The sequence below is a fragment of the Paenibacillus sp. UNC496MF genome (assembly GCF_900113915.1).
GTDB lineage: Bacteria > Bacillota > Bacilli > Paenibacillales > Paenibacillaceae > Paenibacillus_Z > Paenibacillus_Z artemisiicola.
In genome coordinates this window covers 602,739-620,780 of the sequence record NZ_FORE01000005.1, presented here as the reverse complement: position 1 = coordinate 620,780, position 18,042 = coordinate 602,739, and the positions used below count along the sequence as shown (strand labels likewise).

Genomic DNA, 18,042 nt, shown 5'->3' with positions numbered 1-18,042 from the left:
TCATGGACGTTAAAGTCATCCTGTTGTCGATCGGCGCCTCGTTCCTGCTCTCGGTCCTGTTCGGACCGCTGTTCATCCCGCTGCTGCGGCGGCTGAAGTTCGGCCAGCAGATCCGGGAGGAAGGCCCGCAGAGCCATTTGAAGAAGAAAGGCACGCCGACGATGGGCGGCATCATCATCCTGCTCGCGGTGCTGCTCGCGTTTCTGAAATTCTCCGACAAGACGAACGAGTTTTGGGTGCTGCTCATCGCGTGCCTGGGCTTCGGCTTGGTCGGTTTTCTCGACGATTACATCAAAATCGCGTTTAAGCGCTCGCTCGGCTTGACGGCGTTCCAAAAGCTGTTCGGCCAGCTCTTGTTCTCGGTCATCATCTGCGTTCTTCTTCATCACATGCACCACAGCACCGTCATCGGCATTCCGGGCACGTCGACGACGGTCGATTTCGGCTGGTTCTATTATCCGTTCGTCGTCATCATGCTGTTCGCCACGACCAACGCGGTCAACTTCACGGACGGCGTGGACGGCCTGCTCGGCGGGACAGGCGCCGTGGCGTTCACGGCGTTCACGATCCTGGCGCTGCACGCGAGCGAGCACGAATCGGCGATTTTCTCGGCCACGATGATCGGCGCGCTGCTCGGCTTCCTCGTCTTCAACGCCCATCCGGCGAAGGTGTTCATGGGCGACTCCGGGTCGCTCGGCATCGGCGGCGGCATGGCGGCGGTCGCGATCCTGACGAAGACGGAAATCCTGCTGGTCGTCATCGGCGGCGTCTTCGTGCTGGAGATGCTCTCGGTTATCCTGCAGGTCGGCTCGTTCAAGCTGCGCGGCAAGCGGATCTTCAAAATGAGCCCGATCCACCATCACTTCGAGCTGTCCGGCTGGGGCGAATGGAAGGTCGTTACGGTATTCTGGTTCGTCGGCGCGGTGTTCGCGGCAATCGGGTTGTACTTGGGGCGGTGACTTTAATTCATGGTGAGAAAGGCGCGACCTGCGGTCGGTATGGGTCTTCGCTCGCTGTTGTAGGCGGATTTCTTTGATTCGATTCAGAAATGGGGAATCCGACTCCAAAGGCGACAAAGGCGATTGGTTTGCGTTCACGGTCGGAGAAAGGGAATGCAGCATTCGCCTCCTTCGCAGCATTACGACTCCAAACCGACTATCCGGTTGCTTTATCACCACGGATTTGAAAAATTCGCCCCGGAAGTTTGGGGGCCAGTATTAGCTCGCCTAGTTAGGCCGCTTCGCAAGCGTACAAGAGCCTTTCGGGTACCCCGGGCGCGCCGACGTAAAGTTGGCCCGAAGGGACATCGAGCCTAGGCCGCACCCGGGCAGGAGCGCCTGTGCACCCCAATCGTTCTGCCATTCGGGTGTCCAGAGGGTGGAACCCTCGGAATCCCCCTTTCCAAGGGGGACTTAGGGGGATGGCCCTAGCTATGTGATTTGAAGAAATAAGAAGTTTAACAAGGGAGTCCAGAGGGCAAAGCCCTCGGTTCCCCCGCCCGCGGGGGATTCAAAAGGGAGCTGAAACCATGAAACACCCATCCTTGTACAAGGATCAACAGGTGATCGTGCTCGGCCTGGCCAAGAGCGGGCTGAGCGTCGCCAAGCTGTTCCATAAGCTGGGCGCGTCCGTCATCGTCAACGATAAGAAGGATCGCCAATCATGCCCCGAAGCGGACGAGCTGGACGCTTTGGGTGTTTCTGTTCTATGCGGCGGTCATCCGGAAGGGCTGATCACGCCGGAGACGGCGCTCGTGGTGAAAAACCCGGGCATCCCGTATTCGTCGCCGCCCGTCGCGCAAGCGCTCGAGCTCGGCATCGAGGTCGTGACGGAAGTCGAAGTCGCGTACCTGCTGTCGCCGGCGCCGATCATCGGCATCACCGGGTCCAACGGCAAGACGACGACGACGACCTGGATCGGCGAAATGCTCGAAGCCGCCGGGTTGAAGCCGATCGTCGCCGGCAATATCGGCACGCCGCTGTGCGAAGCGGCGCAGGCGGCGGAAGCGGACGATTGGCTCGTCGCGGAGCTCAGCAGCTTCCAATTGAAAGGCACGCATCAATTCCGGCCGCGGATCGCGCTGCTGCTGAACATCGCCGAGACGCATCTCGACTATCACGGCGACATGGACGACTACATCGCCTCGAAGGCGAAGCTGTTCGCCAACCAGACCAAGGACGACACGGCGGTGCTGAACGCCGACGATGCCGTCTGCCGCGACCTGATGGCGTCCGGCACACTCGGCGCTCGGGTCATCCCGTTCTCGACGGCGCGCGAGCTGGACTACGGCCTCTGCGTGACGCCGCCGTACCCGGCGGATTCGCAGGAACCGGACGGCGGCGCCGAACGCCGCATCGTCTGGCGCGACCGGGAAGGCGGCGAGCGCGACATCGTCGGCGTAGCCGAGCTCGGCATTCCGGGCCGGCACAACGCCGCCAACGCCCTGGCCGCGATCGGAGCTTGCCTGGCCGCCGGCGCGCCCGCGGGCGCGCTGGCGGAGCCGCTGCGGAGCTTCCGCGGCGTGGAGCACCGCCTCGAGTTCGTCCGCGAGCACGCGGGCGCGGCGTACTACAACGATTCCAAAGCGACGAATCCGATCGCGACGATCATCGCGCTGCGTTCGTTCCCGCGGCGGGTCGTGCTGATCGCGGGCGGCTTGGACCGCGGCTCCGACTACATGGAGCTGCTGCCGCATTTCCGCGACCGGGCGAAGGCCGTCGTCGCGCTGGGCGAGACGCGCGGCAAGATCGCGGACGTGGCGCGGCTGGCAGGTTTAACGGCGGTCAAAGTCGTCGAACCTGAGGAGGACGCCGAGAGCACCCTCCGCCTTGCGGTCCGCGAAGCGGCCGCGCTCGCGGAGCCGGGCGATACCGTTCTTCTTTCGCCGGCCTGCGCGAGCTGGGACATGTTTTCGTCCTACGAGATCCGAGGGCGCATTTTTAAAGAATCGGCGCATAACTTGTAAGTAGGGGGCTCGTCCCTACTTCCGCTTGCAAGAGGTGTTTTGCGCTATGGCCAAAGCCAGGTCCGCCCCGGATATGTGGATGATTATCGCGATTCTGCTCATTCTCGCCATCGGTCTCATCATGGTGTACAGCGCGAGCGCCGTATTGGCGTTTCACGATTACGGGGACAAGTTCTATTACGTCAAACGGCAGCTGCTGTTCGCCGCGCTCGGGATCGGGGCCATGATCGCCACGATGAACGCGGACTATTGGATTTGGAAGAAGTGGGCGAAGCTCGGGCTGTTCGTCTGCTTCGGCATGCTGCTGGTCGTGCTGATCCCCGGCATCGGCGTCGTCCGGGGCGGGGCGCGCAGCTGGCTCGGCATCAGCTCCTTCGGCATTCAGCCGTCGGAATTCATGAAGCTGGCGATGGTCATCTTCCTCGCCAAGCTGCTGTCGGAGAAGCAGCAGGCCGTGACGCGGTTCGCGAAAGGGCTGCTGCCGCCGCTCGGCATACTCGGCCTGGCGTTCGGGCTCATCATGATGCAGCCGGACCTCGGCACGGGGGCCGTCATGATCGGCGCTTCGCTCCTGATCATCTACACGGCCGGCGCGCGCCTGCGGCATCTCGGCTCGCTCGCCCTCGTCGGCGTCGCCGGCCTCGGCGGCTTGATCGCCGCGGCGCCGTACCGGTTGCAGCGGATCACGGCGTTCCTGGATCCGTGGGCCGATCCGCTCGGCGCCGGCTACCAGTCGATTCAATCGCTGTACGCGATCGGACCCGGCGGGCTCGTCGGCCTGGGGCTCGGCATGAGCCGCCAGAAGTTCAACTATTTGCCGGAGCCGCAAACGGACTTTATTTTCTCGATTCTGTCGGAAGAGCTCGGCTTCATCGGCGGCTCGGCCATCATCCTGCTGTTCGGCATTCTGCTCTGGCGCGGCATGCGCACCGCGATCGCGGCGCCGGATTCGTTCGGCAGCCTGCTGGCGGTCGGGATCATCGGCATCGTCGCCGTGCAGGTCTTCATTAATATCGGCGTCGTCATCGGCATGCTTCCGGTCACGGGCATCACGCTGCCGCTCGTCAGCTACGGCGGCTCGTCGCTGACCCTGCTCTTGACGGCGCTGGGCATCCTGCTTAATATTTCCCGTTTTTCGAGGTGAGGCATCATGCGTATCGTATTGTCCGGCGGGGGAACCGGCGGCCACATCTATCCTGCGCTGGCGATCGGCAAGCAGGTCATGGAAGAGGCGCCGGATTCGTCGCTGCTCTATATCGGGTCTCCGAAGGGACTCGAGAGCCGAATCGTCCCCGCGCAGGGGATTGCGTTCGAACCCGTCGAAATCACGGGCTTCAAACGAAAACTATCTTATGAGAACGTGCGGACGGTCATGCGGTTTCTGAATGGCGTCGCCCGCTCCAAGCAGCTGCTCCGCGCGTTCAAGCCCGACGCCGTCGTCGGCACGGGCGGCTACGTCTGCGGCCCCGTGCTCTACGCGGCGGCCAAGCTCGGGATTCCGACGCTGATCCACGAGCAGAACGCGATCGCCGGGTTGACCAACCAGTTTCTCTCCCGGTACGCGGATACCGTCGCGGTCAGCTTTCCGGAGGCGGAAGGGCAGTTCCGGCGAGCCAGCCGCACGCTATATACCGGAAATCCGTGCGCGACGAACGTCGCGCGTGCCGATAAAGAACAAGGCTTTGCCCTCTTGGGCATTCCGCCGGGCAGCCGGATCGCGCTGCTGGTCGGCGGGAGCCGCGGAGCCAAAGCGATAAACGACGTGATGGTGGACATGGTGCCGCTCCTCGGGCGGCTGCCAGACGTCCATTTTGTGTTTGTGACCGGCGAAAGCTATTACGAGGGCACGAAGAGCCGCATCGAAGCCGCGGCGCCGAAGCTGCCGGACAAGATGCAGGTGCTGCCGTACCTGCACCGGATGCCGGAGGTGCTCGCCGCTTCGCGGCTCGTCGTCGGACGGTCCGGCGCGTCTTCCTTGGCGGAACTGACGGCGCTCGGCGTGCCGTCCATCCTCATCCCGTCCCCGAACGTGACGAACAACCACCAGGAAGCGAACGCCCGCAGCCTGGCGGAGGCGGGCGCGGCGGAGATGATTCTTGAACGCGACTTGAGCGGCGCGGTCTTGTTCGAGCGGATCGGCCGCATTATGAACAACCCGTTCGTCCATGAGGAAATGGGGGCGGCGGCGAAGGCGCTGGGCAAGCCGGATTCGGCGCCGGCCATCGTGCGCGAATTGCGGCGATTGACCGGGAAATAGCCCGGTGCCTGTCAAATGGGCGATTGTCACACTCCTATGCGGGAAGGCATAGTATACTGCATAATCGTGACCGTCATCCGGAGGGCATTCGCCCCGGCTCACCTCGCGCAAGCCGCGACGAAGAGCAGGGCAATTGCCGCCCGGAAGAAGGGGCGAACGCTTGGAGGTTTCAATCGCTTGCAGCAGAAGGAGGTTCGACAGATGGAGCAGTTTTTGGCGGAGTTGCAAACGATCGACGCGGGAAGCGTCAAGTATAACGAGCCGATGGCCGCGTATACCACGTGGAAAATCGGCGGGCCGGCGGACGTGCTGATCATTCCGCATACGCAGGACCAGTTGGCAGCGGCGGTTCGGTTGCTGCATCGGCACGGCCTGAAGTGGACCAATCTCGGACGCGGTTCCAACATGCTCGTCAGCGACAAAGGCATCCGGGGCGTCGTCATTCAACCGGGCGAAGCATTCGATTATGCGCGATTCGACGGGACGCTCGCGTACGCGGGCGCCGCATGTTCCTTCGTGAAGCTGTCGGTATTGGCCGGCAAGGAAGGATTGACGGGACTGGAATTCGCGGGGGGAATTCCGGGTTCGGTCGGCGGAGCCGTCTATATGAACGCAGGCGCTCTAGGGTCTGACGTGTCACGTATATTCAAATCAGCTGACATTGTGCTGGAAACAGGGGAATTGGTTCGCTTCGGGGCAGAGGACATGGCGTTTTCCTATCGGCATTCCTGCCTGCACGAACGGCCTGGCATCGTGACGGGCGCGGTATTCCAGCTGGAGGAAGGGGACCGCAAGGCGATCGCGGAAGCGATGGCCGCGTACAAACAGCGGCGCCTCCTGACCCAGCCGCTCCAACTGCCGAGCGCAGGGAGCGTCTTCCGGAATCCGCCGAACGATTATGCCGCCAGGCTCATCCAAGAGGCGGGGCTCAAAGGATTGCGGCAGGGCGGGGCGGAAGTCTCCACGCAGCACGCCAATTTCATTGTCAACACCGGGCAAGCGACAGCTGAAGATGTCCTCACCCTGATGACGACCATACGCAGCACCATTCGCGAAAAATACGGCATTGAGCTGATAGCCGAGGTACTGGTCGTGGGTGAGCGGTAATTCGGAGGTGATAAATTGGACAAATTGGTGATTGAAGGCGGGAAACCTCTCTCAGGAACCATTGTTATCCAAGGCGCTAAAAATGCCGCTTTGCCGATTTTAGCTGCAAGCATGCTGGTAGAAGGAGAAGTGACGATCGATCAGGTGCCGAGGCTGCTGGACATCGACGTCATGCTGGGCATTTTGCGGGAGCTCGGCTGCCGGGCGGAGCACGACGACCAAACCGTGCGGCTCGACACGACCGGCCTGCATTCGTCCCATATCCCCGAAGCGCTCATGCGCCAGATGCGTTCGTCCATCTTCCTGATGGGGCCGCTTTTGGCCAGATTCGGCGAAGTAACGATTTATCAGCCGGGCGGATGCGCGATCGGCGAACGGAAAATCGACTTGCATTTAAGCGGCCTGCAGGCGCTCGGCGCGGAGATCGAAGAGGACGGAAGCCGAATCGTCTGCTATGCCAAAAAGCTGAAAGGCGCGGAGATCCACTTGGATTTCCCGAGCGTCGGCGCAACGGAGAACATCATGATGGCCGCGGTCCTGGCGGAAGGGCTGACGACGATCAGCAATGCCGCGCGGGAACCGGAGATTCAAGATTTGCAGCACTTCCTGAACCGGATGGGCGCGAAGATCATCGGCGCCGGCACGGATACGATTACCGTCGAAGGGGTAGAGAAGCTGACGCCGTGCGCCTACCAGGTCATCCCGGACCGGATCGTGACGGGTACGGTCATGGTCGCGGCCGCCGCGACGCGCGGAGAGGTGACGCTGCTCAATACCTGCCCTTCGCATCTGACCTCTCTCATCCATGTGCTCCGCCGCGCAGGTGTTCAAATAGCGGTTGACGGTGATATAATCAAAGTGGGCGCCGCTTTGCGGCCCAAAGCGATCGATCGCATCGTCACCTCGCCGTACCCGGCGTTTCCGACCGATTTGCAGTCGCAGGTCATGGTCCTGCTCGCGCTCGCCGACGGCGTCAGCGTCATGAAGGAAACGATCTTCGAAGGCAGGTTCAAGCACGTGGATGAACTGGCCCGCATGGGAGCGGACATTCGCGTCGATCTGAGCTCCGCCTTCATCCGCGGCGTATCCAGGCTGTACGGCGCGACGGTGGAAGCGACGGACCTGCGGGCGGGAGCCGCGCTCGTCATCGCGGGGCTTGCCGCGCAAGGCAAAACCGTCGTGGAGCAGGTGCACCACATCGACCGCGGCTATGACCGGATCGAGCAGATGCTCGGCCGGCTCGGCGCCAGAATTACCCGCTTTTCACCCGTACCGAACAATACGGTCGTCCCTTAAGGACGCTTGCGGATCAAGATAGAAAACGCGTGAACGGCTCCAGCCACCAAGCGGCGGGAAGCCGTTTGCGTTTATACGAATAGGGGACAAGCCATGCAAGAGAAGATGCCCGTTCTGCGGGAACCCGTCAAGCGGCGCAGGGGCGGCAAGAAGCTCCTGGCGGTGCTCGTGCTGCTCTTTATCGTGCTGCTGGGCGTGCTGTTCTTCAACTCCTCCATCAGCAAAGTGTCGACCGTGACCGTCGAAGGCCAGAAGGTGCTGCAGGCGTCGGAAATCCGCAAGGCGGCGGGCATCGTCGCGGGCGATTCGTTCTTCGGCACGTCGGCCGGCAAGATCGAGGCGAGAGTCCGCGCGCTGAAGCCGGTGAAGAACGTCGCCGTCGCCAAATCGTTCCCCGGCGGCATCACGATACGGGTTCAAGAATACGAAACGGTCGCCTATTCCTTGTCGAATAAAGGCGAAATGGCGGCGGTTTTGGCGAACGGCACGACGGTTCCGTCCGGATCCGACCTGGTGGTGGACAAGCCGATCCTTTCGGGCTGGAAATCCGGCGACCCCGTGCTCGCGTCATTATGCAAGGCGCTGGCGGCGATACCGGAGCAGTCGCTCTCCGATTTTTCCGAAATCATCCCCGCGCCGTCGACGTCCTACCCGGACCGGATCAAAATTTATACCCGGACGCGCTTCGAGGTGATCACGGCGGTCTCGCTGCTGCAGGATAAGATCGCGACGATGAACGCCGTCATCGAAATCCAGCCGCCCGGAATCATCACGCTTCTGCTGGCGGACAAATACGCGCCGTTCATCCCCGAAGAGGCGGAAAATCCCGCCACTACGCAAAAAGAGACTACTCAATAGCTCCAAAGAATGATAGAATTTTATTTATGTAGATTTATTTGCCCTTTTTGCTTTTTTTTCGAAAACGAAGTCCCCGGATCTGCGTAACGACGCGCCGTCGGCATAAAGAAAACGGTGAAAAAATTGTAGAAAAAAGAGGGAAAATGAGCACTGCGTTGAATAAGAAGAAATGCATGCACGGGCACGGCATTACATTGTTCCTTATTAACGTTGAAACGGAGGTGCCAGAGTTTGAGCAGCAATGACATCATCGTGAGTTTGGACATCGGTACATCCAAAGTTCGGGCTATTATTGGCGAAGTTACTAACGGCGTCATTAATATTATTGGAGTTGGATCTGCCGACTCAGAAGGTATTCGCAAAGGGGCTATCGTCGACATCGACCAGACCGTCGCATCGATCCGCAACGCCGTGGACCACGCTGAGCGAATGGTCGATATTCAAATATCCGATGTATATGTAGGGATTCAAGGCAACCATATCGGCTTGCAGACGAATCACGGCGTCGTCGCGATTTCCAACGAAGACCGTGAAATCGGCGAAGAAGATATCGAACGCGTCCTGCAAGCGGCTAAAGTCGTCGCCGTGCCTCCCGATCGCGAAATCATTAATCTGGTGCCGAAGCAGTATTTAGTGGACGGGCTTGAAGGCATATCGGACCCGCGGGGCATGATCGGCGTCCGTCTGGAAGTGGAAGCGACCGTCGTGACCGGAGCGAAGACGGCCATACATAACTTGGTCCGGTGCGTGGAGAAAGCCAATTTGCGGATTGCCGGCATCATCCTGATGTCGCTGGCGTCCGGCCAAATGTCCTTGACCAAAGACGAGAAAATGATGGGCACCGTGCTTGCGGATATCGGCGCAGGCTCCAGCACGATCGCCATTTTCGAACAAGGGAGCATCGTCGCGACGTCCACGCTGCCGGTCGGCGGCGAATACGTGACCAGCGACATTTCGTACGGACTTCGGACCCAGACGGAGCAGGCGGAGAAGATCAAGCAGAAGTACGGCTGCGCGCTGGTGGACGATGCCGCGGATGACCAGCGGTTCAAGGTCATGCGCATGGGCAGCAACGTGGAGAAGGAATTTTCCCAGGTCGACCTGGCCAATATCATCGAACCGCGGATGCAGGAGATTTTCCACTTGATCCGGCAGGAAGTCCGGCGCATGGGCTACGGCGAGAAGGTCAACGGCTACGTGCTGACCGGCGGCACCGTGACCATGGCGGGCACGCTGCCGCTGGCCCAGCACGAGCTGGAAGCGAGCATCCGCATCGCCGTGCCGGATTACATCGGCGTCCGCGACCCGGCATTCACGAGCGGGGTCGGCATGATCCAATACGTGTCGAAGTATATGAGGGGCCGCCCCGCAGCCGCGCCGAAGAAAAGCGCGAGCAAGAAGGCAAGCGCAGCCAATACTCCCTCGAAACCCGGCATTTTCGAGCGTTTGAAAAATATGTTTAGCGAATTTATTTGATCGGGGGAACAACAGCATGTTGGAATTTGATTTCGAGATGGAACAAATGGCTCAAATCAAAGTCATCGGCGTGGGCGGCGGCGGCAGCAACGCGGTCAACCGGATGATTGAGAACGGCGTGAGAGGCGTTGAATTCATTACGGTGAACACCGACGCCCAAGCGCTGCATATGGCGAAAGCCGAACAGAAGCTGCAGATCGGCGACAAGCTGACGCGCGGCCTCGGCGCCGGCGCGAATCCCGAAGTCGGGAAGAAGGCCGCGGAGGAATCCCGCGAGACCGTCATGAACACGCTCAAAGGCGCGGACATGGTGTTCGTCACCGCGGGCATGGGCGGCGGCACCGGCACGGGGGCGGCTCCGGTCATCGCGGAGATCGCGCGCGAATGCGGCGCGCTGACCGTCGGCGTCGTCACGCGGCCGTTCACGTTCGAAGGCCGCAAGCGTTCCGGACAAGCCGAGCTCGGCATCGAAGCGCTGAAGGAAAAGGTCGATACGCTGATCGTCATTCCGAACGACCGGCTGCTTGAAATCGTCGACAAGAAAACCCCGATGCTCGAAGCGTTCCGCGAAGCGGACAACGTCCTCAAGCAAGCGGTACAGGGCATTTCCGACCTGATCGCGGTACCGGGCCTGATCAACCTCGACTTCGCGGACGTGAAGACGATCATGACGGAGCGCGGTTCCGCGCTGATGGGGATCGGCAACGCGACCGGCGAGAACCGCGCGGCGGAAGCGGCACGCAAGGCGATTCAAAGCCCGCTGCTGGAAACGTCGATCGACGGCGCGCGGGGCATCATCATGAACATCACCGGCGGCTCGAACCTGTCGCTGTACGAAGTCAACGAAGCGGCGGAGATCGTCATTTCGGCCTCCGACCCGGACGTGAACATGATCTTCGGCGCAAGCATCGACGAGGGTCTGAAGGAAGAAATCAAAGTGACGGTCATCGCGACCGGCTTCGAGCATCGCGCCAGCGCGCCGCTTCGCCGTCCGAACGCGGGCCAGCAGCCGAATCAAGCCGAGACCGCCGCGGCCAGCGAAGCGCAGCGCCAACCGGCGTCGGGCAACGGTCCGAAACCGTTCGGCACGCCGACGTCGAGCGACCAGCTCGATATTCCCGCTTTCCTGCGCAACCGCCGCAACAACGATCGTTAATCGCAAGGACTTTAGCCGCTTTCCGTTCTACGGAAAGCGGCTTTTTTGCTAGAACGGGCAGCGTCGCGCCCGCTTGCGGGCCGGTTCGAAACGGTGGGGGTCGACAAAAAAAGATCGCTCCTGACGGCATGATTAGACAGACATTGTAATAGGATTTAACTATACTAGACACAAGCCGCTCTTCCTCGCTAAAACCTCGCGAGAACCTGCGGGAACGGGCGGGACGCCGCTTCGAAGCGGGCTTCGGGCTCCGCCTTCGCCTCGCGGCGCCGCGCGCGAGAAAGGTTTTGAGGAACGGGCAATGGGGATCTGCAGCAGGAAGGTGAACGCGCTGGATGCCGTTTATATCGACGTCTTGTTTCTGGTTAACCTGTTGATCGACGGATCCAATTTGCTGCTGACCGCCTGGGTGCGAAGCATCCGGGCCAAGTGGTGGCGGGTGCTGCTCGCCGCCGGCGTCGGCTCCGTGTATGCCGTCATGATCGTGTTTCCGTCGCTGTCGTTTCTGTTTACGATCGTCGTCAAGCTTCTGCTGTCCCTGGCGATGCTGTTTATCGCCTTCGGCTTTGGAAGCGTTCAGCATTTCGTCCGTCTGATCGGCGCGTTTTACGGCGTCAATTTCGCGGCTGCCGGCGCGGTGCTCGGCTTCCACTATTTGTTCATGAACAGCTCGAACCGGCTGTGGAAGACCGTCGTGTACGTGAATGGCAAACCCAGTTTCATGCTGAGCACGACGATGATCTTTGTCCTGTGCATCGTGGTGGTCGGCTATTATATTTACCGTTCCGTATTGACGCAGCGTCGGGAACGCGCATTGGTCACAACCCATCTCGCGGAGGTGAGGGTGAGAATCGACGACCTGGAGCATCGCTGTGTGGGCCTGATCGATACGGGCAATCAGCTTTACGAGCCGTTGACCCGCACGCCGGTCATGGTCATGGAAGCCTCGCTGTGGCAGGATGCGCTTCCGGCCTCCTGGCTTCGCCATATCCGGGAAGCGAAGGTGGATCAGCTGATCGCGGGCATGACGGAGCAAGAGCCCTTCGCGTGGCAGGATCGGCTGCGGCTCGTGCCTTACCGGGGCGTGAATCGCGGGGCGCAGTTCATGCTGGCGATCAAGCCGGATCTGGTCATCGTGGAGCGGGAAGGGGACGTGTTTCAGTCCAAAAAAGTTCTGATCGGCTTGGATGCCGGAAAGCTCGTGGCCGACGGGACGTACAGGGCGATCATCCATCCGTCACTTCTTCAAAATCGAAGCGTCACGACCGATTCAATTCACAGTACTTCGGGAAGGGATGGAGCAGCATGCTCGTCAAATGGAAATTAATCCTGCAGTTATATTATTATCGCGTTTTGTTTTTATTCGGCCTGAAGAGCGAGGAAATTTATTATATCGGCGGGAGCGAAGCGCTGCCGCCGCCGCTCACGCGCGAAGAAGAAGAATACTTGCTGGAGAAGCTGCCTTCCGGGGATTCCGCCATCCGCGCCATGCTCATCGAACGCAACCTGCGGCTCGTCGTCTACATCGCCCGGAAGTTCGAGAACACCGGCATCCATATCGAGGATCTGGTGTCCATCGGGGCCATCGGCCTCATCAAAGCGGTCAATACGTTCGACCCGGAGAAGAAAATCAAGCTGGCGACCTACGCCTCGCGATGCATCGAGAACGAAATTCTCATGTATCTGCGGCGCAACAGCAAGACGCGGACCGAAGTCTCGTTCGACGAGCCGCTGAACATCGACTGGGACGGCAACGAGCTGCTGCTCTCGGACGTCCTCGGCACCGAGAACGATACGATCTATCGCAACATCGAGGAGCAGGTGGACCGCAAGCTGCTGCATAAAGCGCTCGACAAGCTGACCGAACGGGAACGGATCATCATGGAGCTGCGGTTCGGCTTGGCGGACGGGGAAGAGAAGACGCAGAAGGACGTCGCCGATCTGCTCGGCATCTCCCAGTCGTACATCTCCCGGCTGGAGAAACGCATCATCAAGCGGCTCCGCAAAGAGTTCAACAAAATGGTCTAAACGGTGAACGGCGAACGCCCGCAGCCCCGGATTCCCGGAGCTGCGGGCGTTTTTGCGCGCGGCTAGCAGATTCAACCAGTGACAGGGACGTGTACAGTTGGTTATAATGCAATTCGTGCATTTTTTTGCGAAGGCGCGCCGCCGGCCGATCCGGACCGCTTGCGCCGCCGAACGAAGCATGGCAGGGGGTTATTCAACTGATCGAGCTTGCAGACATAAGCAAAACCTACCGAACCGGTTCCGCGTCCGTGGAAGCGATCAAACATATCGATCTGTCGATCGGCAAAGGCGAAATCTTCGGCATTATCGGCCATTCCGGCGCCGGGAAGAGCACGCTGCTGCGAACCGTCAATCTGCTGGAGCAGCCGACGACGGGCACCGTGAAGGTCGGCGGCGTTGAGCTGACCGGACTGTCGGCCGGCCAGCTGCAGCGGGAGCGCCGGCGCATCGGCATGATTTTTCAGCATTTCAACCTGCTTGCGATGGCGACGGTGCGGGACAACATCGCGTTCCCGCTCAAGCTCGCGAAGCTGCCCAAAGCCGCGATCCGCGCCAGAGTGGACGAGCTCCTGCAGCTCGTCGGCTTGGAGCGGCACGCGGAGATGTACCCCGCGCAGCTCTCGGGCGGGCAGAAGCAGCGGGTCGGCATCGCCCGGGCGTTGGCCAGCAATCCGGACGTGCTGCTCTGCGACGAAGCCACGTCGGCGCTCGATCCGCAGACGACGAACGCGATCCTCTCGCTGCTGCTGGACATCAACAAGAAGCTGGGCATTACGATTCTGCTCATTACGCACGAGATGCACGTCATCCGTTCGATCTGCGACCGCGTGGCGGTCATCGACGGCGGCGAAATCGTGGAGCTCGGCGACGTCGTGGACGTCTTCCTGAAGCCTCAGCATCCGACCACGAAGGAATTCGTCAGCCAAGTGGCGGACGCGTTCGATCCGCGCGAGCTGCTCGCGACCCGCAAAGGCCGGTTGATCCGAATCAACTATATCGGCGACATCACGTACGAGCCGCTGCTGTTCAATGCGGCCAAGTCGACCTCGGTACAGTTCACGATCCTGCAGGGCACGGTGTCGCGGATGAAGAATACGCCGTACGGCCAGCTCGTGATCGAATTTCTCGGGGATCCCGGGGAAATCGAAGCCGTCATCGCCGCGCTGAAGGCGAAAGGGCTGGAAGTGGGTGAAGTGGCATGAATCGGTTGTCGATGTCGTTCGAGAACATCGAGCCCGCCGAGATTTGGCAGGCGTCCAAAGATACGCTGACCATGCTCGGCGTGTCGCTGCTTCTTACGGTCGTGCTCGGCTTGCTGCTCGGCGTGGCGTTGTTCTTGACCTCGCGCAGGCAGCTGCTCGCGCTGCCGGCCGTGTACGCGGCGTTGTCCTTCGTCGTGAACGTGCTGCGATCCGTGCCGTTCGTGATTTTGATGATTTTGCTCATTCCGATGACGAAATGGCTGACGGGAACGTCGCTCGGGGTGCAGGGCACGATTCCGTCGCTCGTCGTCGCGGCGGCCCCCTTCTTCGCGAGACTCGTGGAAACTTCGCTTCGCGAGGTCGATCGCGGCGTCATCGAAGCCGCCCAATCCATGGGCGCTTCGAAGCTGGACATCATCCGGCGCGTGCTCTTGCTCGAAGCGAGACCGGGCCTTCTGGCGGCAGTGACGATTACGGCCGTTACGCTCGTCTCGTATACCGCGATGGCCGGCGTCATCGGCGGGGGCGGATTGGGCGTTCTATCCTATCGTTACGGCTATCAGCGGTTCCAAACGGACGTCATGCTGGTGACCGTCGTTTTATTGATCGTCTTGGTCCAGCTCCTGCAGATGGCCGGCGATTATCTCGTTCGCCGGTTCAGCCGGAAGTAAGAAAAACAGCTTGGCGCAAACAACCGAATGGAGGAACCAAGATGAAGAAAATCAGTTTGGCCGTCATGGCGTTCGTCATGATCGCGGCATTGGCGGCATGCGGGGCGAAATCAAGCGACGGCGGGACGGCGAACGGCAATACGTCCGCCGGTGCCGGCAATGACGGCGGCACGAAAGAGATTACGCTTAAGGTAGGCGCTTCTCCGGTGCCGCACGCCGAGATTTTGAACGTCGTCAAGCCGATGCTGGAGAAGCAGGGCATTAAGCTGGAGGTTATGGAGTTCACGGACTACATTCAACCGAATACGCAATTGTACGAGAAGGAGCTGGACGCGAATTTCTTCCAGCACATGCCGTACCTGGAGCAGTTCAATAAAGATCAAGGCTACGACCTCGTCAGCGTCGCGGGCGTGCATATCGAGCCGTTCGGCGCGTATTCCAAGAAGGTGAAGAGCGCGGACGAGTTGAAGGAAGGCGCGAAGGTCGTCATCCCCGACGATCCGACGAACGGCGGACGCGCGCTCGCGCTGATGGCGGATAACGGCTTGATCAAGCTGAAGGACGGCGTCGGCGTAGCCGGCACGGTGCGCGACATCACGGGCAATCCGAAGAAGCTGAAGATCACCGAGGTCGAGGCGGCGACGCTGCCGCGCGTCCTCGACGAAGTCGACCTGGCGCTGATCAACACGAACTACGCGCTGGAAGCGGGCCTCGTGCCGACGAAGGACGCGCTGTTCATCGAAGGCAGCGACTCGCCGTACGTGAACATCCTCGCCGCCCGTCCGGACAACAAGGATTCCGCGGGCATCAAAGCGCTGGCCGCCGCGCTGCAATCGCCGGAGGTCAAAGCGTTCATCGAAGATAACTACAAAGGCTCGATCGTGCCGGCGTTCAAGTAATCGGCCGCGCATGCGCTTGCGCCGTCTTCCCACGCGGGAAGGCGGCGTTTTTCGTTGCGGGGAAGGCGCGGGACGACGGTTTTTTTCGGGTGCAAGGATTGACGGCAACGTGTATTACGGGTATAGTACACATAGAGTGTATGAACCACGTAGTACACACACCAATATCAGGAAGTAACGAGCGGCAGGGGGGATCAACCGTTGGAAGTGAAATTCAATAACCGCGACCCCGTCTACTTGCAGGTGGTCCGGCATTTCAAGGAACAAATCGCGACGGGCCGCCTGGCGAGCGGACAGGTCATTCCCTCGCGCAGGGAGCTGGCGGGCACGCTGCAAATCAACCCCAATACGGCGCAGAAGGCGTACAAGGAAATGGAGGAACAAGGCTTGATCGTCACGGAAGGAAATTCCCCGAGCCGCATCACGTCGGACGAACGGGTGCTGCGGTCGATAAGGGGCGAGCTCATCGCGGATGCGGTCGATGCGTTCGTCGCTTCCATACAGAAGATTCAAGTACCGGTCGACGAGCTGCTCGCGATCGTCAAGGTCCGGATCGAGGACAGCTATGCCAAGCAAGGCGGGGAGGGAACGGCCCATGATTGAGGTCAAGAGCATCCGCAAGCGGTTCGGCCGCAAGCATGTGCTGAAGGACGTGTCCTTCACGGCGGAGAAGGGGCAGATCACCTGCCTGATCGGCATTAACGGCGTGGGCAAATCGACGGTGCTGAAGGCGATCATGGGCTTGACGCCGATCTCCGAGGGCGCGATCCGGATCGACGGGCAGCCGGTTTCGAGCCGCTTGTACGAACGCATCACGTTCATCCCCGACGCCATCATGATGCCGCCCGGCATGACCGTCGATGCCTGCGTGCGCTTCATGGCGGATTACTACGCGAGCTGGAACGCGAAGCGCGCCGAGGAGCTGAAGGGCTTCTTCAAACTGAACGGCCGCGACCGGGTCGGCGAGCTGTCGAAGGGCAACGCCGCCAAGCTTAACCTGCTGCTCGGCCTGGCGCTCGACGTCGATTACGTGCTCATGGACGAACCGTTTTCCGGCATCGACATGTTCAGCCGCGAGCAGATCGCGTCCGTGTTCGCGAGCCACTTGATCGAGGACCGCGGCGTCATCATCACGACGCACGAAATCAACGACATTGAGCACTTGATCGACAAAGTCGTCCTGCTCGAGAACGGCGTCGTGCGGCGGGAGTTCGATACCGAAACCGTCCGGCAGGAGGAAGGCAAGTCCGTCATGGACGTCATGAGAGAGGTGTATCGCGGATGAATCGTTATTTGAAGCTCGTCCATTGGGAAATCATGCGGTTCTGGAAGCTGCTGGCGGGGCTGGCCGCGCTGACGGCGATCGTCCAGTGCGCGGGAATGATCCGCGAAGCGAGCCGTTACAGCAATCAAGTGCAGGATCACATCCGCACGAGCAACAGCACGCTCGGGGCGTTCGTGCAGGCGAACGGCAAGTATTCGTTCCTCGATGCCGTCAGTCAAGCCGGCATGTGGATCTACGGACCGATCGCGCTGTGCGCCGGCATTCTCGCGCTTTACGTCTTCATGATTTGGTATAAAGAATGGTACGGCAAAAACGTCTTCGTCTATCGGCTGCTCATGCTGCCGACCGCGCGCCGCAACATCTACTTCGCCAAGCTGACGGCGATCCTGCTGTTCGTGTTCGCGTTCATCGGCCTGCAGCTCGCGCTGCTGCCGCTCGAGAACCGCTTGTTCGTATCCGCCGGCGGCACGGAGTTGTTCGAACCGACCGGGGTATTCGAGCTCGTGCGCGGCGCCTCGCTGCTGGCCCTGATCATTCCGGGCACGTTCACCGATTTTCTGCTCGTTTACGGCATCGGCGCCATCGTCGTGCTCGTCTGCTTCACGGGCGTGCTGCTGGAGCGCAGCTACCGGCTGAAAGGCGCGGCCGCGGCGGTCCTGTACGTCGCCGGCGCGTTCCTCTTCCTGATGCTGCCTTACCTCATCTTGGGCAGGAAGATCGACACATACTTGTATCCGGGCGAGTTTTACGGCATCGAGTTCGCGCTGCTCGCGATCGTCGCCGCGGTCACGGTATGGCTCGGACTTCATCTCATCACGAAGAAGGTATCGGTATAGGGGGCG

The 18,042-nt window shown here is 60.7% G+C and carries 17 protein-coding genes; all 17 read left to right on the top strand.

Features of this window, described 5'->3' with window-relative positions:
- Positions 1–2 precede the first annotated feature (2 nt).
- Entirely contained in the window at positions 3–959 is a 957-nt protein-coding gene (gene mraY, locus BMZ79_RS07880) for a phospho-N-acetylmuramoyl-pentapeptide-transferase (protein WP_090638342.1), read from the top strand.
- Positions 960–1,528: 569 nt separating this feature from the next.
- On the top strand, positions 1,529–2,965 hold the full coding sequence (gene murD / locus BMZ79_RS07875; protein ID WP_090638339.1) for a UDP-N-acetylmuramoyl-L-alanine--D-glutamate ligase: 1,437 nt from the start codon (positions 1,529–1,531) through the stop codon (positions 2,963–2,965).
- Between the two features lie 46 nt (positions 2,966–3,011).
- Entirely contained in the window at positions 3,012–4,109 is a 1,098-nt protein-coding gene (spoVE, locus tag BMZ79_RS07870; RefSeq protein WP_090638336.1) for a stage V sporulation protein E, read from the top strand.
- 6 nt (positions 4,110–4,115) lie between these two features.
- Positions 4,116–5,222, top strand: coding sequence for an undecaprenyldiphospho-muramoylpentapeptide beta-N-acetylglucosaminyltransferase (gene murG / locus BMZ79_RS07865; protein WP_090638333.1), 1,107 nt, complete (start codon positions 4,116–4,118; stop codon positions 5,220–5,222).
- 201 nt (positions 5,223–5,423) lie between these two features.
- Positions 5,424–6,329 carry a UDP-N-acetylmuramate dehydrogenase gene (gene murB, locus BMZ79_RS07860; protein ID WP_090638331.1) on the top strand — a complete coding sequence of 302 codons (906 nt, stop codon included), beginning with the start codon at positions 5,424–5,426 and terminating at the stop codon, positions 6,327–6,329.
- Positions 6,330–6,344: 15 nt separating this feature from the next.
- Entirely contained in the window at positions 6,345–7,625 is a 1,281-nt protein-coding gene (gene murA, locus BMZ79_RS07855) for a UDP-N-acetylglucosamine 1-carboxyvinyltransferase (RefSeq protein ID WP_090638328.1), read from the top strand.
- Between the two features lie 93 nt (positions 7,626–7,718).
- The gene (locus BMZ79_RS07850; protein ID WP_090638325.1) at positions 7,719–8,483 is read left to right on the top strand and encodes a cell division protein FtsQ/DivIB; all 765 of its coding nucleotides are present in this window, start codon (positions 7,719–7,721) and stop codon (positions 8,481–8,483) included.
- A gap of 231 nt (positions 8,484–8,714) precedes the next feature.
- Positions 8,715–9,959: a cell division protein FtsA gene (gene ftsA / locus BMZ79_RS07845; protein WP_090638323.1), complete on the top strand. Its 1,245-nt coding sequence runs from the start codon at positions 8,715–8,717 to the stop codon at positions 9,957–9,959.
- Positions 9,960–9,975: 16 nt separating this feature from the next.
- A complete protein-coding gene (ftsZ, locus tag BMZ79_RS07840) occupies positions 9,976–11,115 on the top strand; it encodes a cell division protein FtsZ (RefSeq protein ID WP_090638320.1) in 1,140 nt (379 codons plus the stop codon).
- Positions 11,116–11,416: 301 nt separating this feature from the next.
- Positions 11,417–12,442: a sigma-E processing peptidase SpoIIGA gene (gene spoIIGA, locus BMZ79_RS07835; protein ID WP_090638317.1), complete on the top strand. Its 1,026-nt coding sequence runs from the start codon at positions 11,417–11,419 to the stop codon at positions 12,440–12,442.
- On the top strand, positions 12,421–13,143 hold the full coding sequence (gene sigE / locus BMZ79_RS07830) for an RNA polymerase sporulation sigma factor SigE (RefSeq protein WP_090638315.1): 723 nt from the start codon (positions 12,421–12,423) through the stop codon (positions 13,141–13,143). Before spoIIGA ends, sigE begins: the two co-directional genes overlap by 22 nt.
- Before the next feature lie 197 nt (positions 13,144–13,340).
- On the top strand, positions 13,341–14,345 hold the full coding sequence (locus BMZ79_RS07825) for a methionine ABC transporter ATP-binding protein (protein WP_090638772.1): 1,005 nt from the start codon (positions 13,341–13,343) through the stop codon (positions 14,343–14,345).
- Between the two features lie 5 nt (positions 14,346–14,350).
- The gene (locus tag BMZ79_RS07820; protein ID WP_090638769.1) at positions 14,351–15,016 is read left to right on the top strand and encodes a methionine ABC transporter permease; all 666 of its coding nucleotides are present in this window, start codon (positions 14,351–14,353) and stop codon (positions 15,014–15,016) included.
- A 41-nt stretch (positions 15,017–15,057) separates the two neighbouring features.
- A complete protein-coding gene (locus BMZ79_RS07815) occupies positions 15,058–15,915 on the top strand; it encodes a MetQ/NlpA family ABC transporter substrate-binding protein (protein ID WP_090638313.1) in 858 nt (285 codons plus the stop codon).
- A gap of 201 nt (positions 15,916–16,116) precedes the next feature.
- A complete protein-coding gene (locus tag BMZ79_RS07810) occupies positions 16,117–16,518 on the top strand; it encodes a GntR family transcriptional regulator (RefSeq protein ID WP_090638310.1) in 402 nt (133 codons plus the stop codon).
- Positions 16,511–17,200, top strand: coding sequence for an ATP-binding cassette domain-containing protein (locus BMZ79_RS07805; RefSeq protein ID WP_090638308.1), 690 nt, complete (start codon positions 16,511–16,513; stop codon positions 17,198–17,200). The genes BMZ79_RS07810 and BMZ79_RS07805 overlap by 8 nt, the downstream gene beginning before the upstream one ends.
- Positions 17,197–18,036 carry a hypothetical protein gene (locus tag BMZ79_RS07800; RefSeq protein WP_090638305.1) on the top strand — a complete coding sequence of 280 codons (840 nt, stop codon included), beginning with the start codon at positions 17,197–17,199 and terminating at the stop codon, positions 18,034–18,036. The genes BMZ79_RS07805 and BMZ79_RS07800 overlap by 4 nt, the downstream gene beginning before the upstream one ends.
- Positions 18,037–18,042 lie beyond the last annotated feature (6 nt).

Bases quoted from the DNA above. Each gene is read 5' to 3' on its own strand.
- mraY (WP_090638342.1), top strand. From the start codon at position 3: ATGGACGTTAAAGTCATCCTGTTGTCGATCGGCGCCTCGTTCCTGCTC.
- murD (WP_090638339.1), top strand. From the start codon at position 1,529: ATGAAACACCCATCCTTGTACAAGGATCAACAGGTGATCGTGCTCGGC.
- spoVE (WP_090638336.1), top strand. From the start codon at position 3,012: ATGGCCAAAGCCAGGTCCGCCCCGGATATGTGGATGATTATCGCGATT.
- murG (WP_090638333.1), top strand. From the start codon at position 4,116: ATGCGTATCGTATTGTCCGGCGGGGGAACCGGCGGCCACATCTATCCT.
- murB (WP_090638331.1), top strand. From the start codon at position 5,424: ATGGAGCAGTTTTTGGCGGAGTTGCAAACGATCGACGCGGGAAGCGTC.
- BMZ79_RS07850 (WP_090638325.1), top strand. From the start codon at position 7,719: ATGCAAGAGAAGATGCCCGTTCTGCGGGAACCCGTCAAGCGGCGCAGG.
- ftsZ (WP_090638320.1), top strand. From the start codon at position 9,976: ATGTTGGAATTTGATTTCGAGATGGAACAAATGGCTCAAATCAAAGTC.
- spoIIGA (WP_090638317.1), top strand. From the start codon at position 11,417: ATGGGGATCTGCAGCAGGAAGGTGAACGCGCTGGATGCCGTTTATATC.
- sigE (WP_090638315.1), top strand. From the start codon at position 12,421: ATGCTCGTCAAATGGAAATTAATCCTGCAGTTATATTATTATCGCGTT.
- BMZ79_RS07815 (WP_090638313.1), top strand. From the start codon at position 15,058: ATGAAGAAAATCAGTTTGGCCGTCATGGCGTTCGTCATGATCGCGGCA.
- BMZ79_RS07805 (WP_090638308.1), top strand. From the start codon at position 16,511: ATGATTGAGGTCAAGAGCATCCGCAAGCGGTTCGGCCGCAAGCATGTG.
- BMZ79_RS07800 (WP_090638305.1), top strand. From the start codon at position 17,197: ATGAATCGTTATTTGAAGCTCGTCCATTGGGAAATCATGCGGTTCTGG.